This window comes from Halorubrum lacusprofundi ATCC 49239 (assembly GCF_000022205.1).
In the GTDB taxonomy this organism is placed as follows: Archaea; Halobacteriota; Halobacteria; order Halobacteriales; family Haloferacaceae; genus Halorubrum; species Halorubrum lacusprofundi.
In genome coordinates this window covers 1,938,478-1,954,166 of sequence record NC_012029.1, presented here as the reverse complement: position 1 = coordinate 1,954,166, position 15,689 = coordinate 1,938,478, and the positions used below count along the sequence as shown (strand labels likewise).

Here is a 15,689-nt window from a genome sequence, read left to right as displayed (position 1 = left end):
AAGGGTAGGACTCCAACAGCGCCGACGAAGACCATTTACGCGAACGTGTCGACGACTGTCCCGGTGTCCTCGCCGCTGGTGTAGTAGTAGCCGTTATCCTCCGAGAGCGTTCCCCAGTCGGCCCAGCTCCCCTCGTAGTTGCGCACGTCCTCCCAGCCGAGCTGATCGAGGACGAACCAGCCGACCGACGCCCGGATCGCGGTCTGACAGTAGGCGACCGCCGTCTCGTCGGGCGAGATACCGGCGTCGTCGATCCACAGCGTCTCCAACTCCTCGGGAGAGCGGAGCCGACCGGCCTCGTCGTCGATGCTCTGGACGAAGTTGAGGTTGGTCGCGCCGGTGACGTGGCCGAACCGGCTGAGGTCGCCGCGCTCGTCGACGCCCCAGTACTCCTCGGGCGAGCGCATGTCGAGGATCGGGATCGCGGCGCCGTCCTCGTCGACGTTGTCGGCGACGAACTCCCGCGTCGCCACCACGCCGGTGTCCAGTTCGGGCTCGTAGGTGGCTTCCTGCGCCTCGGGGGCCTCAGAGACGGTCTCGCCGCCGGCTGCGTCCCAGACGGTGAACCCGCCGTCGAGCAGGCTGACCTGCCCCTCGTGGCCGAGCGCGTTGAGCGTGTAGATGGCGTACGTCTCCCAGAGGTTCGACTCCGCGCCGTACACCACCACGTCGTCGTCGGGCTCGATCCCCGCTTCCGAGAGCGTCCACGCGATCGCCTCGGGGGAGACCTCGAACCCGTCGGAGGTCTCCTCGGCGTAGCTGTCCAGCATCTCGGAATCCGGGAAGTGGTACGCGCCGGGGATCCGCCCCTCGCTGAACGCCTCCTCGTCGCGGGCGTCGAGCAGGTGCACGTCGTCGAGGTTCGATTCGAGCCACTGGCTGTCGACGACGCCGTCGAACTCGGCGGCCGCGGGCGTCGTGTACGCCGACGGCTGTTCGTCGTCGCTGTCGGTCGAGCCGAGACAGCCGGCCGTCGCCGCGAGCGCCGCGCCTGCCGAGGCCAATACCGATCGTCTGGAGGTCCGCGTGGGTCTGTCGTCCATTCGATCGCGGGTTGCGGCGGGACCACGATAACCCTGTTAGTGGAGGTTCGTGTTACCGTCGGCTCCGACGACAACCCCGTCGACGTCCCCGTCACCGGCCAGACTTGCGAGGCCGGATTTCTCACCGACTCTCACCCTCACTCCCGCACGCCCACGACCGTGTAGCCGAAGCCGCGGTCGACGACCCGCGGATCGAACCCGGCGTCGGCGAGCGCGGCGGCGAGATCGTCTGGGGAACGGAACCGCGACTCCATCCCGATCGCGTGCTCGCTCGCGACGAGGACTCTGCCGAGCGGGTTCGTCGGGTCGAACTCCCGGATCACGAGCGCGCCGCCAGGGGCGATCACACGCGCAGCTTCCCCGATCGCGGCCGCCTGATCGGGCAGGTGGTGAAACGCGTCGACGACCATTGCGGCGTCGACCGATCCGTCGCGGAACGGAAGCCGCCCCGCGTCGCCGGCGACGCCCGAGAGCCCGCGGTGCTCCCGAGCGCGCGCCAGCATCCCGAGCGAGGCGTCGACGACGGTGATATCGGGACCGGTCAGCGCGGCCGCCGCGCGCCCGGAGCCGCCGCCGATGTCGAGCAGTCGGTCGATCGGTCGCGTCGCGTGGTCGAGTCCCGCGGCCAGCGTCTCGCCGTCGGCCGGCGGCATGACGCGGTCGTACAGCGGGGCGATCCGGTCGAAGAAGCGAACGTCGCCGAGGCCGTACATGGTGGCGATCGGCGGCGGAGACACTTAAAAGGCGTTCGCGGCGAGCCCCCGTTCATTTATACGGACGAGCCGTAGCGGTCGCCATGGAGTACGCGCTCGTCGGCGGCCCGGACTCGGGGACGACGCTGCGGCTCGACTACCGGGCGTTCGCCTACGCCGGGAAGTTCGTCGTCGGCGCGCCGGGCAAGGCGGTGTTGCGGACCTCGGACGGCTCGCCGGCGGTCCCGGAGTGGGAACCGGACGAGCCTCTGCCCCCGACCGTCGAGGCGAGCGAGTTCGACGACGACGTTGTCGCGGCGATCTCCTTCTCGTCGGACCGAACCGACCCCGACTGCTGTCGCCTCCGATACGTCACCGTCCACGTCGCGCGCCGCGCTGAGGGGCTCGGCCCGCGACTCATCGATCGCACGGTCGCTCGACTCGCGGCCGACGGGTACGACCGGGTGAAGATCGCGGTCAACAATTCGTTCGCCTACGCGGCGCTTTATAAATGCGGCTTCGCGTACACGGGCGAGAACACCGGGATCGCCGAGCTGGTACTGGAGCGGTCGGCGGGCGAGCCGGCCGCAGGGGACGACGCGAGCGGAGGCCGGTACCGGGCGGGACTGCGCGCCTTCCGCGACGGCGACCGTGACCTCGATCCGGCGGAACGGGAGTTCATCGCAGCGCGACTGGGGGAGCGCGGAGAGAGCGGAGAGAGCGGAGAGCGCAAGGAGTAGCCGGTCCGCTAGTTTAGCGCCCAGATCCCGTAGTTGAGCGCGGTCGCGAAGCAGACCCACGCGAGGTACGGGACGAGCAGGAGGGCCGCCCGGCGGTCGACCCGGTCGAACGCGACGATCGTCGCGACGACGAGCGGGAGCAGGAGTCCGAGGACGACGAGCCCGAGGTCCGCGCGTTCGAGCCCCCAGAAGACGGGCGACCACGCGACGTTGACGGCGAGCTGGGCGCCGAACAGCCCGAGCGCGATTCGGGCGTCGCGGGCGATCCGTGTTGACCCGTCAGCGCGTCCCTCGCGCCCCTCGCGGCCGCCGAGGTAGACGAGTGCGGCTGCGGCGCCGATCAGCGCGTACAGAATCGGCCAGACGACGCCGAACGCCCAACTCGGCGGGTAGTAGGCGGGCAGGTCGAGGCCGGCGAACCACGCGCTCTCGGTGGCGGTGAAGGGGACGCCGACCGCGCCGATCAGGTTGACCGCGACCGCGGCGGCGACGACGAGCAGGGCGTCGCGCCAGTCCGGGAGACGCGCGCCGACGGAGGTGGACATGAAACGAGATACGAGCGCAAGCGATTTAAAACGACCTCCGCGCGTCGCTCGAATATGTGCGATACGACCCGCACACCGTTAGATAAGGTCGTAATCCTCCCGGAACGTCTCCAGCGTGGCCGCGAGTACCCCGATGACGATGGGACCGACGAACAGTCCGGTGAATCCGATGGAGTAGATCCCGCCGAACACCCCGAGGAGGATCACCGCCGGATTCAGGTGCGCCTGCTGGTCGATAACGATCGGGCGCGCGTAGTTGTCCACCATCGCGATGACGAGGACCCCGTATATCGCGAGGAACACTCCGGCCGTCACCTGGTCGATCGCGACGAGGTACGCCGCTGCGGGCCCCCAGACGAAGAACGCTCCGACTAGCGGCACCAGCGCCAACACCGCCATCACGAACGTCCAGAAGACGACGTTCGGGATCCCCGCCGCCCAGAGGCCGAGTCCCGCGACCAGCGCCTGCAACAGCGCCACGACGATGTGACCGATCACGACCCCGCGGGTCATCGCGTCGACCCGATCGACGAGGTCGGACGTGACATCCGCCGGAAGCGGGCTCGTCTGACGGAGCCACCGAACGAACGCCGGCCCGTCGAGCAGGGTGTAGTAAACCAGAAATAGCGCCAGCGAGAGTCCGACCGACGCGCGGAGCGCGGTGGTGACGATCCCGCCCAGTCCGCCGAACAGCGTGTTGGCGAGCACCTGTCCGACGGTTGTGAGAACCTCGCCGACTTCAATCTGTTCGCCTGTGAGCGCCGCAAGCTCCGTCTCGATGGCCTCGACGTCGATATCGGAGTTCCCCCGGGCGATCTCCGTGAGGTCGCGGACGAACACCCAAGAGATGTACGCGAGCGGCAGGATGACGGCGACGATCGACGAGACGATCAAGAAGAGCGCGGACAGCATGTACCCCAACTGACGCGCAAGCGACTCGCGGAATCGGTTGGAGAGTCCCTCTTGAAGCCCCCGCGAGAGCCGCACGTGGAACGGGAAGAGAACGTACGCGAGGATCGCGGAGGCGATGACGTACTCGATAAACGGTCTGATGACGAAAAGCGTGAGGAGCGCGACCGATCCGATGAGGAGAAGGAGAAACGATTGCCCGCGGTTCATGTCGGCGAATCACGCTGCCGACGTATAAACGTGGGCGGCGGTTTCGGATACTCTCGGCTCCCTGCCCCCGATCCCGTTAGGCGCTCGCCTCGTCCTCGTCGAGTCCGGGCGCAGCGGACGGGTCGACCTCTTCTGGCTCCTCAGTCTCGCCGCCGACGACTGTCTCCCCGTCGTCGGTCTCGACGTACACGTCGTCGGCGAAGCCGGCCAGCGCGTTCTCGTACTCCGGCGTCTCAAGTTTCTCGGGGGTCTCGGTGGCCTCGACGATGCCCTCCGCGGGCCGGAACTCGCCGAGCGGGTCGTCGATCGTGATCCCGTGGTCGCCGAAGAAGGACTCGTACCGGCGGTAGTGCGGCTCCAGCTCGTCGCCCGGGATCTCCATCATCTCCGTCCACCCGTGGTTGAAGAAGTCGAAGTTGGCCTGCACGTGGGTGATCTCGCGGGCCTCCGCCTCCGGGAAACCGGCCTCTAGGGCAGCGACGTAGGTATCCATCGTCGCGTCGAAGAAGCTGTCGAGGTGGGCGCGTCGCTCCTCGCGCCGGTCCTCGTCGGCCTTGTTGAGGAAGATGCTCGTGTGGAGGTCGACGAGCTTGTCGTTCGCCACGTCGCCGACGACCGGCGTCGTCAACGCCTTTTTGGCCGCCCAGTGACGGATGTTCTGCCGGATCTTCATGGGCTTCGTTGGGAGGCGACGGCCTTGAATCTGTGGCGAGGCGATCGCTTCTCGGTGTTCCAGTGGCACCGATCTCTCCCGACGAAATCGTTATTGCACAAAACGCCCAATATAAACGTATGACCGAGACGACCCCCGATGACGACTGGGCCGCACAGATCGAGGCACAGCGGCGGGCGAAACACGAGCACTTTCGCGACTCCGCGCGGTCCCCGCTCCCGGCGTCGATGCGAGGCGACGCCTTCCCCGGACTGGCGTACTTCGACCCGGACCCGGCGTACCGGTTCGTCGTCCCGCTTCACGAACACGACGAGAAGGAGACCGTGACCGTTGAGACGACCGCCGACGGCGAGCAGACGTACCGTCGCTGGGGGGAGTTTCGGCTCGAAATCGACGGCGAGACCGTAACGCTGCAGGCGTATCGCCCCACCGACGGCGCCGACCGCTTCTGGGTGCCCTTCCGCGACGAGACGAGCGGCGAGACGACGTACGGCGCGGGGCGGTACCTCGATTTGGAGCCCGACCGTGACCGCGTCGACGGCGAGTGGGTGGTAGACTGTAACGTCGCGTACAACCCGACGTGCGCGTACAACCACGCGTACGAGTGCCCGCTCATCCCGATGGAAAACTGGCTGGATGTGGCGATCGAAGCGGGCGAGAAGAAGTTCCCCGCCGAGCCCGCGGGTGCCGACCATTGACGAGGTCTGGCTCCGCGTCGAGTGGTTCGTGCCGAGAGACTCGCTGTCCGGGAGCCGTCGATCAGCCCGTCGAGCCGGCTTTGCGGGGTATTCGCACGGATCCGGGCGTGGATGACAACCCACATTAACCATGAATCCGAACCCTCGCGTATGAGCGATTCGTACGTGATCATCGGTGATGGTATCGCGGGTGCGTCCGCGGCCGAGACGCTCCGCGAGGAAGCGCCCGACGCCGAGATCACGGTTCTCACGGACGAGGGTGAGTCCCTCTACAACCGGATCCTGATCAAAGAGTACGCGAAGGGGAAGCTCCCCGAGGCCCCGATCTCGATCCATCAGGAATCGTGGTACGACGATCACGATGTCGACCTCCGGCTCAACACGGTCGTCGTCGACATCGACATCGAGAACGACGCGATCCACACCCACGAGGGAGACACGTTCGAGTACGACACCCTCCTGCTCGCGGTCGGCGGCACCCCCCAGCAGCTCCCGGTCGGCAACGCCGACGCCGACGGAATCCACCACTTCTGGACGTTCCAGGACGCCCGCAAGATCAAACAGAGCGTCGAGGACGCGGACCGAGCGGTCATCGTCGGCGCGGGACTCTTAGGCATCGACTTTGCGGCCATCTGCGGCGCGCAGGACGTCGAGGCGAAGTACCTGATGCGCGGCGACTCCTGGTGGCGCTACGCGCTCTCCGAGGAAGGCGCGGAGATCATGCACGACGCGATGCGCGAACGCGGCGTCGAGCCCGTCTTCGGCTCCGGCGTCGACCACTTCGAGGTCGACGAAGACGGTCACGTCGAGGCCGCGGTCGACCCGAACGGCGATCGCTACGAGTGCGACTTCGCCGGCGTCGCCATCGGCCTGAACTTCAACACCGAACTGGTCGAGGACACGTCGCTGGAGACGGAGAACGGCATCGTCGTCGACGAGTTCATGCGCACCAACGTCGACAACGTGTTCGCGGCCGGCGACATCACCACGTTCAACGACCTGGTCCTCGGCGAGCAGGCGAAGAACGGCTCGTGGGGGTCGGCCAAGCAACAGGGAACGATCGCCGCTCGCAACATGCTCGAGTACGGCAGCGAGGAGTTCGAGTGGGTCTCCTCGTACTCGATCACTCACTTCGACTTCCCGTTCCTCTCCTTCGGCCATCCGACGCTCGGCGACGACTCTATCGAGGCGACCACCGCCGAGGGCGAGTGGCGCCGCGTGGCTCTCAAAGACGGGAAAGTCGTCGGCGGCGTGCTCATCGGCGACCTCTCGCCGCAGTCGGCGTTCAAACAGCTCATGCGCGAGGGCCGCGACGTGAGCGACCAGCGGGACCTCCTGATGGAGCCCGGCTTCTCCGTCGACGACCTCGCGGCCGCGACCGAACAGCAGTAGCCGGCTTCCGACCGACGCGCCGGTCAGTAGGTTTTTCCCCCTCGACGCTGTACCCGTTTTTATATGTCTCGCGGAAACGACGACGAGCCCTCGCCGCCGGACGGCGGGTTCTTCTCGTCTGTCGTCGAGGAGAGCAGGGATCCGATCGTCTCGATCGACGATGCCGGCGCGATCGTCTACGCCAACCCCGCCGCCGAGGACGCCCTCGGCCGCGACGCAGCGTCTCTCGCGGACCGTCGGCTCGCGGAGCTGATCCCGGATGCGACCACCAACCGACGAGCGGCCTCGCTCCGCGATCGGCTCGTCGAGCCGGCGCGGCTCGACGACGCGGGCGACGTTTCGGTGCCGCTGGCGGCGGCCGACGGGGAGACGCGCACTTTCTCGGTGCGGTTCCATGCACACGATGTCGACGGCAAACCCGTGTACACCGGCGTGTTCCGCGAGCGAAGCAGCGGTGACCGTGACCGCGAGTTCCGGACGTTTCGGAATCTCGTCGAACACGCGGGACACGCGATCTACGTCACCGACACCGACGGGACGATCGAGTACGTCAACCCGGCGTTTACTCGCCACACCGGCTACGAGCCCGAGCAGGTGATCGGGGAGACGCCGGCGGTGCTCAACTCCGGTGAGATGTCCGACGAGTACTTCGTGTCACTGTGGGAGACGCTCTGCGCCGGCGAGGTGTGGGAAGAGGAGATCGTCGACCGCCGGAAAGACGGGACTCACTACCACGCTCACCAGACGATCGCGCCCGTATTCGACGACGCCGGGACGGTGTCCCGGTTCGTCGCCATCCAGACCGACGTGACGGAGCGGAAGGCGGCCGAGGGGAAGCTGAAACAGTACCGCGACATCGTCGAGCGGCTCGACGACCCCATCATGTTGCAGAACCGCGACGGCGAGTTCGAACTGCTCAACGAGGCGGTGAGCGAGTTCGCCGGTACCTCCCGCGAGGAACTGTACGACGACGACGAGACCGCGTTCATGGACACCGAAACGGCCGCGGAGATCGACGAGCGACGACAGGAGGTGCTCCGGACGGAGGAGCCGGTCGAGTACGAGGTGTCGCCGTCGTTCGAGCGGAGCGGTCGCGACGCGACGTTCAGCACCCGGCGGTACCCGTACTACGACGGCGCCGAGGCGCTCGCGGGGACGTTTGCGATCTGTCGGGACGTCACCGAGATCAAGGAACGGGAGGCCGACCTGGAGCTATACGAGCGCGCAGTCGACGGCGCGACGGATCTGATCGCCGCGGTCGACCGCGACGAGCGGTTTCTGTTCGCGAACGAGCAGTACCGGACGTACCACGGGATCGGCGACGCGGACATCACCGGGCTCACACTGGCCGATGCCGTCGGTGACGACAGCTATCCGGACGTGCGGCGGCAGATGACTCGAGCACTCGCAGGGCAGTCAGTGGAGTACCGCGCGATGCGGAGGCATCCCGTCCGCGGGACACGAATGTTCGACGTGCTGTACTACCCGCTGGAAGGGCCGGATAAGGAAGACAACCGCGTCGTCGGCGTCGTCGGAGTCCTCCGCGACGTGACGGACAGCGAGAATCGCGCGCACCAGCTTCGGGTCGTAGACCGCGTCCTCCAGCACAACCTCCGGAACGCGATGACCGTCGTCCGCGGCCGGGCGCAGCAGATAGCCGACACAGCGGGAGAGCGTGAGGCAGCCGCGGACGAGGGTGCGGCAGCCGGAGACGTCGACTCGGTCGCAGCGGGCGCCGCCGACATCGCCGCGCGGGCCGAGGCACTGCTGTCGACGAGCGAGAAGGTCCACCAGATCACCGAGGTGTTGAGCGATCCACCGGAGACCGAGCCGGTCGACGTCGCACGAGCGGTCGAGGCGGTCGCGGCCGAGATCGCCGACGCGTTCCCCGAGGCATCGGTGACCGTGTCGACTCCGGACGGGACAGTCCACGCGTCGGCGACAACATGGATCGACTGGGCGATAGACGAACTGGTCCGGAACGCGATCGTCCACCACGACCGCGAGTCGCCGACCGTCGAGATCACGGTCACCGCGGCTGAGGATACGGTCACGGTCACCATCACGGACGACGGACCGGGGCTAACCGGGATGAACCGAGACGTGTTAGAGACCGGCGAGGCCGTCGACGCCCTGTACCACGGCAGCGGGCTCGGCCTCTGGCTCGTCTACTGGGTGGTCCAGCAGTCGGGCGGCGACGCGGCGGTCCGCGACGCGACGCCCCGCGGGACGGTCGTGACGGTCACGCTCCCCCGATCGGATCGGTGACGGGCGGAATGGATCGTGGGGTAGATCGCGCGTCTCGCTGCGGTCCGCACCGCGTCGGCGACAGATTTATCACGATCTACCGTGTTATACGGTAACGTATGTCACTTCGGGAGACGAACAGGCGCATGCGGCTCCGCCGCACCGGTACGATCCCGGCGGACGCGCGAGTCCGCCACTACGACGAGCTCGACGAGGAGACGCAGGTGGCCGTCAGCGAAATCGCCGGGCGGCCGCGAACAGCACCGGAGACCGAGGACCTCGACGACGGCGACGTGGTGAAGTTCACCGATTACTACAAGGTTCGCGCGCGCTGAGTTGACCGCCAACGATCGCTTGACCGCCGACACTCGCTTTGCAGACGGTGAGAATGGCCCAGAAGCGAAGTTGTTTTCGCCCGCCGCGAGAACATCGATCCATGGACAGTGGCGGATCTACCGACATGACGCTGGCGTTCGAGCTGAAGGCGTTGAAGGCCCTCGCGGACCCCAACGACGTGTTCAACAACGCCCGGCAGTGGACGGAGTACGTCGGCGTCGTCAGCGAGAAGCCGACCTACGTCGTCACGAACTTCACCCGTAAGCACCGCGTGCGCCAAGATTTCTTCTCGGGGCCGCGCGGCGTCGAGGAGAGCTTAGAGAACATCGCCCAGCAGTTCGACACGGATCGACACGTGTTCGTCGGCGTCGACGAGGAAGACGAGGCGCTCGCCGAGGCAACCGGCTGGGAGTTCCTCCACGTCGAGGACGCGGCCGACGCCGCGGGGTGGATCCTCGCGACGGACAAGCCGGACGAGGAGGAGGCGCCCGAGAAGTCGTCGCGCGACGACTGGCCGTAGGCAACCGGATCGCTGACCGCACGGCCTTCCGCTGACCGCCGATACCGCCGGATGTTTTGACCGTCCCCGTCGAACGATCGGCTATGAGCGACGCCGGCGACGGTCACGATCACGACCATCACGACGAGTCCGATCACAACGGCCAGCATGACGCCACTCACGACGGCCAGCATGACGCCACTCACGACGACCACGACCACCACGACCACGACGCCGATTCGGTCGCGATCGCGGTCGTCACGGTATCGTCCTCGCGGTCACTCGACGAGGACCCCTCCGGCGACCACGTCGTCGCCGCGTTCGAGGACGCCGACCACGAGACCGTCGTCCGCGAACTGATCCCCGACGAGTACGACAGCGTGCAGGGGACCGTCGACCGGCTCGCGCGCCGGAAGGACACGGACGCGGTCGTGACCACCGGCGGAACGGGGGTGACGCCCGACGACGTGACTCCCGAGGCCGTGAAAGGGCTGTTCGCCAAGACGCTCCCCGGCTTCGGCGAGCTGTTCCGCCGGCTCTCCTACGAGGAGATCGGGACTCGTACGATCGGCTCGCGAGCGATCGCGGGGGTCGTCTCCGCCACGCCCGTCTTCTGTCTGCCCGGCTCTGAGAACGCGGTCCGGATCGGCGTCGACGAGGTGATCCTCCCCGAGATCGGCCACCTCGTCGGGCTCGCGGGACGGGGCGTGGAGGACGCGGAGGAGGCCGGAGACGACGTCGAGGGAGAGATAGGAGGTAACGGGACGAAGGAGGGAGACGACGTGGAGACCGACGACACAGAAACCGACGACGCGGAGTAACAGCGGCCTGACCCTCGAAGCCCCTTTTAAACGGAGGCGAGGAAGTTCCGGATCAGATCGTGGCCGACCGCGGTCAACACGCTTTCGGGGTGGAACTGCACCGCTTCGATCGGGTGGTCGCGGTGGCGGATCCCCATCACGATCTCCTCGCCCTCGTGGTCGGTGGTGGCGGTCACCGAGAAGTCGTCGGAGACCTCGGTGGCGGCCAGCGAGTGGTAGCGCCCGGCGCGGAACCCCTGATCGAGCCCGACGAACACGCCCTCACCGTCGTGATCGACGGGGAACGCCTTCCCGTGGATGGGCTCTGGCGCGTGGCCGACCGTCCCCCCATACTCGTAGACGGCGGCTTCGAGACCGAGACAGACGCCGAGCGTGGGAATCTCTGGAGACAGGTCGCGCAACACCGGCATCGTCACGCCCACGTCGCGCTCGTTCTTCGGGTGGCCGGGACCGGGGCTGATGAGAATCGCGTCCGGATCGGCGTCCCGGATCTCCACCAGCGACGCCGTGTTCTTGAACACCTCGACAGCAATCTCTTCGCCGTCGAGCGGCTGGTCAGAGATGTACTCGACGAGGTTGTACGTGAACGAGTCGAAGTTGTCGACGACGACGACCTTCATTCGTCGACCTCCGTGCCGGCGGGGAGGGTGTCGTCGGAGGAGAGGGAGTCGCCATCACCGCCCTCCCGGATCCGGTCGATCGCGGTCAACACGCCGTCCATCTTCTGTTCGGTCTCCTCGTACTCGGCGGCCGGGTCGGAGTCGGCGACGAGCCCGGCACCGGCGCGGACGGTCACCGCGGTCTCGTCCGGACCGCTCGCGTCCGGCGGCGACTCGTCGAGCGTCGCCGTCCGGATCACGATGGCGAAGTCGGCGTCGCCGGTCCACGCGTAGTAGCCGACGCCGCCGCCGTACGCCTCCCGCGGGGTCGTCTCCAACTCCTCGATGATCTCCATCGCGCGCACTTTCGGCGCACCGGTGAGCGTGCCCGCGGGGAACGTCGCGCGCGTCGCGTCGAAGGCGTCGGCGTCGCCCGCCAGCGTCCCCGTCACGGTCGACTCGATGTGCTGGACGTGACTGTACTTCAACACGTTCATGAACTCCTCGACGCGGATCGAGCCCGGCTCCGAGACGCGCCGCACGTCGTTGCGCGCGAGGTCGACGAGCATCGTGTGTTCAGCGCGCTCCTTCCCGTCCGCAAGCATCTCGCCGGCGAGCCGACGGTCCTCGACCGGGCTCTCCCCCCGGGGACAGGTGCCCGCGATCGGGTTCGAGACGATACGGTCGCCTTGCACCGACACCAGCGTCTCGGGGCTCGCGCCGACGATACTGCGGTCGTCGTGGCGCAGCACGTACATGTACGGCGAGGGGTTCACCTCGCGCAGTGCCGCGTACAGCCCGAGCGAGTCGACCTCGCCGCGGAGCTCGCGGCTCCGCGAGATCACGCCCTGATAAATATCGCCGTCAAGGACGTGCCGTTTGGCGGTCCGCACCGCCTCCTCGTACGCCTCTCGGGGGTCGGCGGACTCGTCGGTCACGCGGATCCCGTCGGGCGTCGGCGGGGACGCGTCCCGGAGCTCGGCGCCGACCCGCTCCGCCTCAGCGACGAGGTCGTCGTAGACGGTCGCGGGGTCGTCGTCGACGCCGACGATCGGGGTGAAAACGAGTTCGACGGTCCCCTCCTTATCGTCGAAAACGACGGTCCGGGTCGTCAGCGCGAACTCGGCGTCCGGGAACTCGGTCTCGGGGCGCTTGACGCCGACCTCCTCCAACCAGAGGTCGTAGACGGCCTCGTACGCGAGGAAGCCGACGAAGCCGCCCGAGAGGATCTGTCGGTCGGTATCCGGGAAGCCGCGCAGGCTCACGTCCGGGAACGCCGCCCGGATTCGATCGATCGCGTCGCCGGCGTCGGGACCCAGATCGCCGTCAGACTCGTCTCCGACGAACTCCGCCGCCGGGCCGAGCCGAGTCACGTCCGTCCGGTCCGGGTGGACCGAGACGATCGCCTCGGGGTCGTAGCCGACGAACGAGTACCGGGCGTGTTTGTCGACGTCGCCGTCGGCGGTGAACGCGCCGTCGGGGTCGCTGGAGGCGACCTTCTCGCCGGACTCCAAGAGGAACCCGTACGGACCCTCGCCGACCAGCGTCGCGTACGCCGCCAGCGGGGTCACGTCGGCGTCGAGCGACGCGGACGCGCGGACCACGGCCGGCTTCTCGGCGTCGGCCGCGAGGTCGACGAACTCGGCCTTCGAGCGATCGATCGGAGTCGCCGACTCGGTCATGCCAACTCCATCTCCCGCCCCGCGTTCGCCACGAAGCGGGCCACCGCGTTGTGGTCCTTTCGCCCGTCGGTGAGTTCGACGCCCGAGGCCACGTCGACCGCGAACGGATCGGCGGCGCGAACCGCTTCGGCGACGTTGTCGGCCGTGAGTCCGCCGGCGAGGACCACCGGCGAGGTGAGTCGGTCGGCGAGGTCGCCGGCTCGTTCCCAGTCGTGGGTCTCGCCGGTGCCGCCCGCGCCGGAGTCGTCGGTCGAGTCGATCACGAGCGCGTCGGCGACCCGATCGAACTCCTCGGCCCGCGCCGGGTCGTCGGCGTCGACCGCGAGTAACACCTTCCGCTCCGTCTCCGCGCGGATGAACCGGATCTCGTCGGGCGTCCACTCGCCGTGAAGCTGGATGGCGTCCGGACAGATCGTCCGTAGGAGCTCGACCGCGCGCTCGGCGGAGTCGGGCATCGTGACGAGCGTCGCGGTGACGAACGGCGGTACATCCGCGAGTAGCTCCGCCGCCGTCGCCGGGTCGACCTCGCGGGGGGAGTCGACCGGGACCTCGGAGATGACGCCCACCGCGTCGGCGCCGGCGTCGATCGCGGCGCGGAGGTCGGCTCCCCGCGTCAGCCCGCAGATCTTCACCCGCGCCATCAGTCGTCGTCCTCCGGGCCGGCGGTCGTCGAGGCGGCCGCGGAGTCGGTAGAGGCCGCCTCGCCGTCGCCCTCGACTGCCTCGTCGTCACCACAAAGCGCAGCGAACTTCGTCGCGGCCGCGCCGGAGTCGATCGCCTCGGCCGCGCGCTCGACGCCCGCCGCGAGCGTGTCGGTCTCGCCGGCGACGTAGATTGCCGCGCCCGCGTTCGCCAGAATGAGGTCGCGCTTGGGACCGGTGACGGAGCCGTCGACGATCCCGCGGAGGTCGGCCGCGTTCTCCTCTGGCGTCCCGCCAGAAACCGCCTCGATCGGGGCGCGATCGAGGCCCAGATCCTCGGGTGCGATCGTGAACTCCCGCACCTCGTCGCCGTCGACCTCGGCGGCGACCGTCTCGTCGTGGATCCCGATCTCGTCCATCCCCGCGCCGTGGACGACCAAGGCGTGTTCGACGGGCATGTGCGCGAGCGACCGCGCGATCGTCCCGACGAGGTCGGGGTCGTACACGCCGAGTACCTGCGCGTCGGCGCCGGCGGGGTTGGTAAGCGGGCCGAGCACGTTGAAGATCGTCCGCATCCCGAGTTCCTTGCGCGGGCCGATGACGGCCTTCATCGCCGGGTGGAAGACGGGCGCGAGCATGAACCCGATCCCGTCGGTCTCGATCGCTTCCTCGACCGCCGGCGGCTCGGCCTCCACGTCGGCGCCCGCGACCTCCAGCACGTCGGCGCTTCCCGACGAGGAGGACACCGAGTAGTTGCCGTGCTTGGCGATCGGGACGCCCGCGCCCGCCGCGACGATCGCGGCGGTCGTCGAGACGTTGATTGTGTCGTAGTCGTCGCCGCCGGTCCCGCAAGTGTCGACGAGCGGCTCCCGGTCGGGCTCGATCGTCCGGGCGGCGTCGCGCATCCCCTGTGCGAACCCCGCGATCTCCGCCTCGGTCTCCCCCTTCGCGCGGAGCGCGGCGAGCAAGGCGCCGATCTGCGCCTCAGTTGCCTCCTCGAAGACGAGCCGCGCGGCCTCGCGCGCCTCGTCGACCGTCAGGTCCGCCCCGTCCGTCACGCGTTCGACCGTGTCGTTGATATTCATTGTGTACACCGATGTAGTGTTTCGCGTTGTAATGTACAAGTATGTACATCGGTATAACGCTGTCGCCGGATCAAGAATTGGTAGCATGCAGCGAGAACAGGGGGAGAAAACGGGAGCCGACCGACTGAACGTCCTACTCCGCGTTGAGTGCAGTTGAGCCGTCCGCCTCGACGACGACCACGGGAACCTCGGCGTCGTCGACCACGGTGTCGGTCGTGGAGCCGAACACGAATCGGCCGACGGTGCCGGTCGTGGGGGCGCCGACGACCACGAGGTCGTAGTAGGGGGACTGTTCGACGATCGCACCCGCGGCCGACCGGTCCTCGACGAGCCAGCGATCGACTCGGTCGAACCCACCGAGGCGGTCGCGAGCAGCGTCGAGCAGTCGCTCACCGGCTGTGGCGTAGTCGTCACGCTCGCCGTCTCCGGACTCTGTGGTCTCGATATCGTTCTCGGCGTCGCTTCTGTCCGCCCCCGCCGACCCGTCCGCAAGCGCGGCGTCCGAGGGGACGACGTGGAAGAGTTCGAGCCACGCGTCGGTCGCGTCCGCAATCTCCCGCGCCACGTCGACGGTCGCCCCCGAGTGCGGTCCGGGGCCGACAGCGACGAGGACCGAGGAGACGCGGTCCGGGCGCGTCGCGCGGTCGGCCCCTTCGAGCGTCGCATCGGCCGCAGTCGACGCCGCCGCGGCCGCCTCCGCCACGGCCGGTTCGATGATGGGTTCGCCGACGTGTGGGGGCTCCTCGCCAGCGGTGTCGACGCCCGAACCGTCGGATAGCGGTGTTTCAGTACCCCCCTCTCCAGAACTCGGTTCCCCGTCGGTGCCCGAGTCCGTCGCTCCGCCGCCTCCGTTGTCGGCGTCGCTCCCGTTCATGCC

At 68.1% G+C, this 15,689-nt stretch carries 17 protein-coding genes; 7 read left to right on the top strand and 10 right to left on the bottom strand.

The features are described from left to right. Positions 1 to 35: 35 nt before the first annotated feature. Positions 36 to 1,043, bottom strand: coding sequence for a sulfurtransferase (locus HLAC_RS09715; RefSeq protein ID WP_015910657.1), 1,008 nt, complete (start codon positions 1,041 to 1,043; stop codon positions 36 to 38). A 137-nt stretch (positions 1,044 to 1,180) separates the two neighbouring features. Next, entirely contained in the window at positions 1,181 to 1,756 is a 576-nt protein-coding gene (locus tag HLAC_RS09710; RefSeq protein WP_015910656.1) for a class I SAM-dependent methyltransferase, read from the bottom strand. A gap of 83 nt (positions 1,757 to 1,839) precedes the next feature. Between HLAC_RS09710 and HLAC_RS09705 the strand changes: the two genes are divergently transcribed. Then, positions 1,840 to 2,475, top strand: a complete 636-nt coding sequence (locus HLAC_RS09705; protein WP_015910655.1) for a GNAT family N-acetyltransferase — start codon at positions 1,840 to 1,842, stop codon at positions 2,473 to 2,475. Between the two features lie 8 nt (positions 2,476 to 2,483). On the opposite strand, the gene HLAC_RS09700 is transcribed toward HLAC_RS09705, so the two are convergent. The 3 genes from HLAC_RS09700 to HLAC_RS09690 form a co-directional block, all read right to left on the bottom strand. Continuing rightward, a complete protein-coding gene (locus HLAC_RS09700; protein ID WP_015910654.1) occupies positions 2,484 to 3,020 on the bottom strand; it encodes a TspO/MBR family protein in 537 nt (178 codons plus the stop codon). A gap of 78 nt (positions 3,021 to 3,098) precedes the next feature. Further along, positions 3,099 to 4,139: an AI-2E family transporter gene (locus tag HLAC_RS09695; protein ID WP_015910653.1), complete on the bottom strand. Its 1,041-nt coding sequence runs from the start codon at positions 4,137 to 4,139 to the stop codon at positions 3,099 to 3,101. Between the two features lie 76 nt (positions 4,140 to 4,215). Next, positions 4,216 to 4,812: a DUF6149 family protein gene (locus HLAC_RS09690; protein WP_015910652.1), complete on the bottom strand. Its 597-nt coding sequence runs from the start codon at positions 4,810 to 4,812 to the stop codon at positions 4,216 to 4,218. Positions 4,813 to 4,931: 119 nt separating this feature from the next. On the opposite strand from HLAC_RS09690, the gene HLAC_RS09685 reads away from it, so the two are divergent. The 6 genes from HLAC_RS09685 to HLAC_RS09660 all read left to right on the top strand — a co-directional run bounded on the left by HLAC_RS09685 (position 4,932) and on the right by HLAC_RS09660 (position 10,805). Then, complete coding sequence (locus HLAC_RS09685) at positions 4,932 to 5,510, top strand: DUF1684 domain-containing protein (protein ID WP_015910651.1); 579 nt, start codon at positions 4,932 to 4,934, stop codon at positions 5,508 to 5,510. 150 nt (positions 5,511 to 5,660) lie between these two features. Then, the gene (locus HLAC_RS09680) at positions 5,661 to 6,902 is read left to right on the top strand and encodes an NAD(P)/FAD-dependent oxidoreductase (RefSeq protein ID WP_015910650.1); all 1,242 of its coding nucleotides are present in this window, start codon (positions 5,661 to 5,663) and stop codon (positions 6,900 to 6,902) included. A 63-nt stretch (positions 6,903 to 6,965) separates the two neighbouring features. Next, the gene (locus HLAC_RS09675; RefSeq protein ID WP_015910649.1) at positions 6,966 to 9,170 is read left to right on the top strand and encodes a PAS domain S-box protein; all 2,205 of its coding nucleotides are present in this window, start codon (positions 6,966 to 6,968) and stop codon (positions 9,168 to 9,170) included. A gap of 98 nt (positions 9,171 to 9,268) precedes the next feature. Continuing rightward, on the top strand, positions 9,269 to 9,484 hold the full coding sequence (locus HLAC_RS09670; RefSeq protein WP_015910648.1) for a DUF7979 domain-containing protein: 216 nt from the start codon (positions 9,269 to 9,271) through the stop codon (positions 9,482 to 9,484). Positions 9,485 to 9,585: 101 nt separating this feature from the next. After that, a complete protein-coding gene (locus HLAC_RS09665) occupies positions 9,586 to 10,005 on the top strand; it encodes a DUF7124 domain-containing protein (protein ID WP_015910647.1) in 420 nt (139 codons plus the stop codon). 83 nt (positions 10,006 to 10,088) lie between these two features. Beyond that, positions 10,089 to 10,805 (top strand): MogA/MoaB family molybdenum cofactor biosynthesis protein, encoded by a 717-nt coding sequence (locus HLAC_RS09660; protein ID WP_015910646.1) that lies wholly within the window; start codon positions 10,089 to 10,091, stop codon positions 10,803 to 10,805. A gap of 26 nt (positions 10,806 to 10,831) precedes the next feature. On the opposite strand, the gene trpG is transcribed toward HLAC_RS09660, so the two are convergent. The 5 genes from trpG to HLAC_RS09635 form a co-directional block, all read right to left on the bottom strand. Continuing rightward, positions 10,832 to 11,425, bottom strand: a complete 594-nt coding sequence (gene trpG / locus HLAC_RS09655; protein WP_015910645.1) for an anthranilate synthase component II — start codon at positions 11,423 to 11,425, stop codon at positions 10,832 to 10,834. Next, positions 11,422 to 13,086, bottom strand: coding sequence for an anthranilate synthase component I (gene trpE / locus HLAC_RS09650; RefSeq protein WP_015910644.1), 1,665 nt, complete (start codon positions 13,084 to 13,086; stop codon positions 11,422 to 11,424). The genes trpG and trpE overlap by 4 nt, the downstream gene beginning before the upstream one ends. Further along, positions 13,083 to 13,727, bottom strand: coding sequence for a phosphoribosylanthranilate isomerase (locus tag HLAC_RS09645; protein WP_015910643.1), 645 nt, complete (start codon positions 13,725 to 13,727; stop codon positions 13,083 to 13,085). The genes trpE and HLAC_RS09645 overlap by 4 nt, the downstream gene beginning before the upstream one ends. Then, entirely contained in the window at positions 13,727 to 14,812 is a 1,086-nt protein-coding gene (gene trpD, locus HLAC_RS09640) for an anthranilate phosphoribosyltransferase (protein WP_015910642.1), read from the bottom strand. The genes HLAC_RS09645 and trpD overlap by 1 nt, the downstream gene beginning before the upstream one ends. A 133-nt stretch (positions 14,813 to 14,945) precedes the next feature. After that, positions 14,946 to 15,686: a universal stress protein gene (locus HLAC_RS09635; RefSeq protein WP_015910641.1), complete on the bottom strand. Its 741-nt coding sequence runs from the start codon at positions 15,684 to 15,686 to the stop codon at positions 14,946 to 14,948. Between the last annotated feature and the right edge of the window lie 3 nt (positions 15,687 to 15,689).

Bases quoted from the DNA above. Each gene is read 5' to 3' on its own strand.
- HLAC_RS09635 (WP_015910641.1), bottom strand. From the start codon at position 15,686: ATGAACGGGAGCGACGCCGACAACGGAGGCGGCGGAGCGACGGACTCG.
- HLAC_RS09685 (WP_015910651.1), top strand. From the start codon at position 4,932: ATGACCGAGACGACCCCCGATGACGACTGGGCCGCACAGATCGAGGCA.
- HLAC_RS09665 (WP_015910647.1), top strand. From the start codon at position 9,586: ATGGACAGTGGCGGATCTACCGACATGACGCTGGCGTTCGAGCTGAAG.
- trpD (WP_015910642.1), bottom strand. From the start codon at position 14,812: ATGAATATCAACGACACGGTCGAACGCGTGACGGACGGGGCGGACCTG.
- HLAC_RS09705 (WP_015910655.1), top strand. From the start codon at position 1,840: ATGGAGTACGCGCTCGTCGGCGGCCCGGACTCGGGGACGACGCTGCGG.
- HLAC_RS09660 (WP_015910646.1), top strand. From the start codon at position 10,089: ATGAGCGACGCCGGCGACGGTCACGATCACGACCATCACGACGAGTCC.
- HLAC_RS09700 (WP_015910654.1), bottom strand. From the start codon at position 3,020: ATGTCCACCTCCGTCGGCGCGCGTCTCCCGGACTGGCGCGACGCCCTG.
- HLAC_RS09680 (WP_015910650.1), top strand. From the start codon at position 5,661: ATGAGCGATTCGTACGTGATCATCGGTGATGGTATCGCGGGTGCGTCC.
- HLAC_RS09645 (WP_015910643.1), bottom strand. From the start codon at position 13,727: ATGGCGCGGGTGAAGATCTGCGGGCTGACGCGGGGAGCCGACCTCCGC.
- HLAC_RS09710 (WP_015910656.1), bottom strand. From the start codon at position 1,756: ATGTACGGCCTCGGCGACGTTCGCTTCTTCGACCGGATCGCCCCGCTG.
- HLAC_RS09695 (WP_015910653.1), bottom strand. From the start codon at position 4,139: ATGAACCGCGGGCAATCGTTTCTCCTTCTCCTCATCGGATCGGTCGCG.
- HLAC_RS09675 (WP_015910649.1), top strand. From the start codon at position 6,966: ATGTCTCGCGGAAACGACGACGAGCCCTCGCCGCCGGACGGCGGGTTC.
- HLAC_RS09715 (WP_015910657.1), bottom strand. From the start codon at position 1,043: ATGGACGACAGACCCACGCGGACCTCCAGACGATCGGTATTGGCCTCG.
- HLAC_RS09690 (WP_015910652.1), bottom strand. From the start codon at position 4,812: ATGAAGATCCGGCAGAACATCCGTCACTGGGCGGCCAAAAAGGCGTTG.
- HLAC_RS09670 (WP_015910648.1), top strand. From the start codon at position 9,269: ATGTCACTTCGGGAGACGAACAGGCGCATGCGGCTCCGCCGCACCGGT.
- trpE (WP_015910644.1), bottom strand. From the start codon at position 13,086: ATGACCGAGTCGGCGACTCCGATCGATCGCTCGAAGGCCGAGTTCGTC.
- trpG (WP_015910645.1), bottom strand. From the start codon at position 11,425: ATGAAGGTCGTCGTCGTCGACAACTTCGACTCGTTCACGTACAACCTC.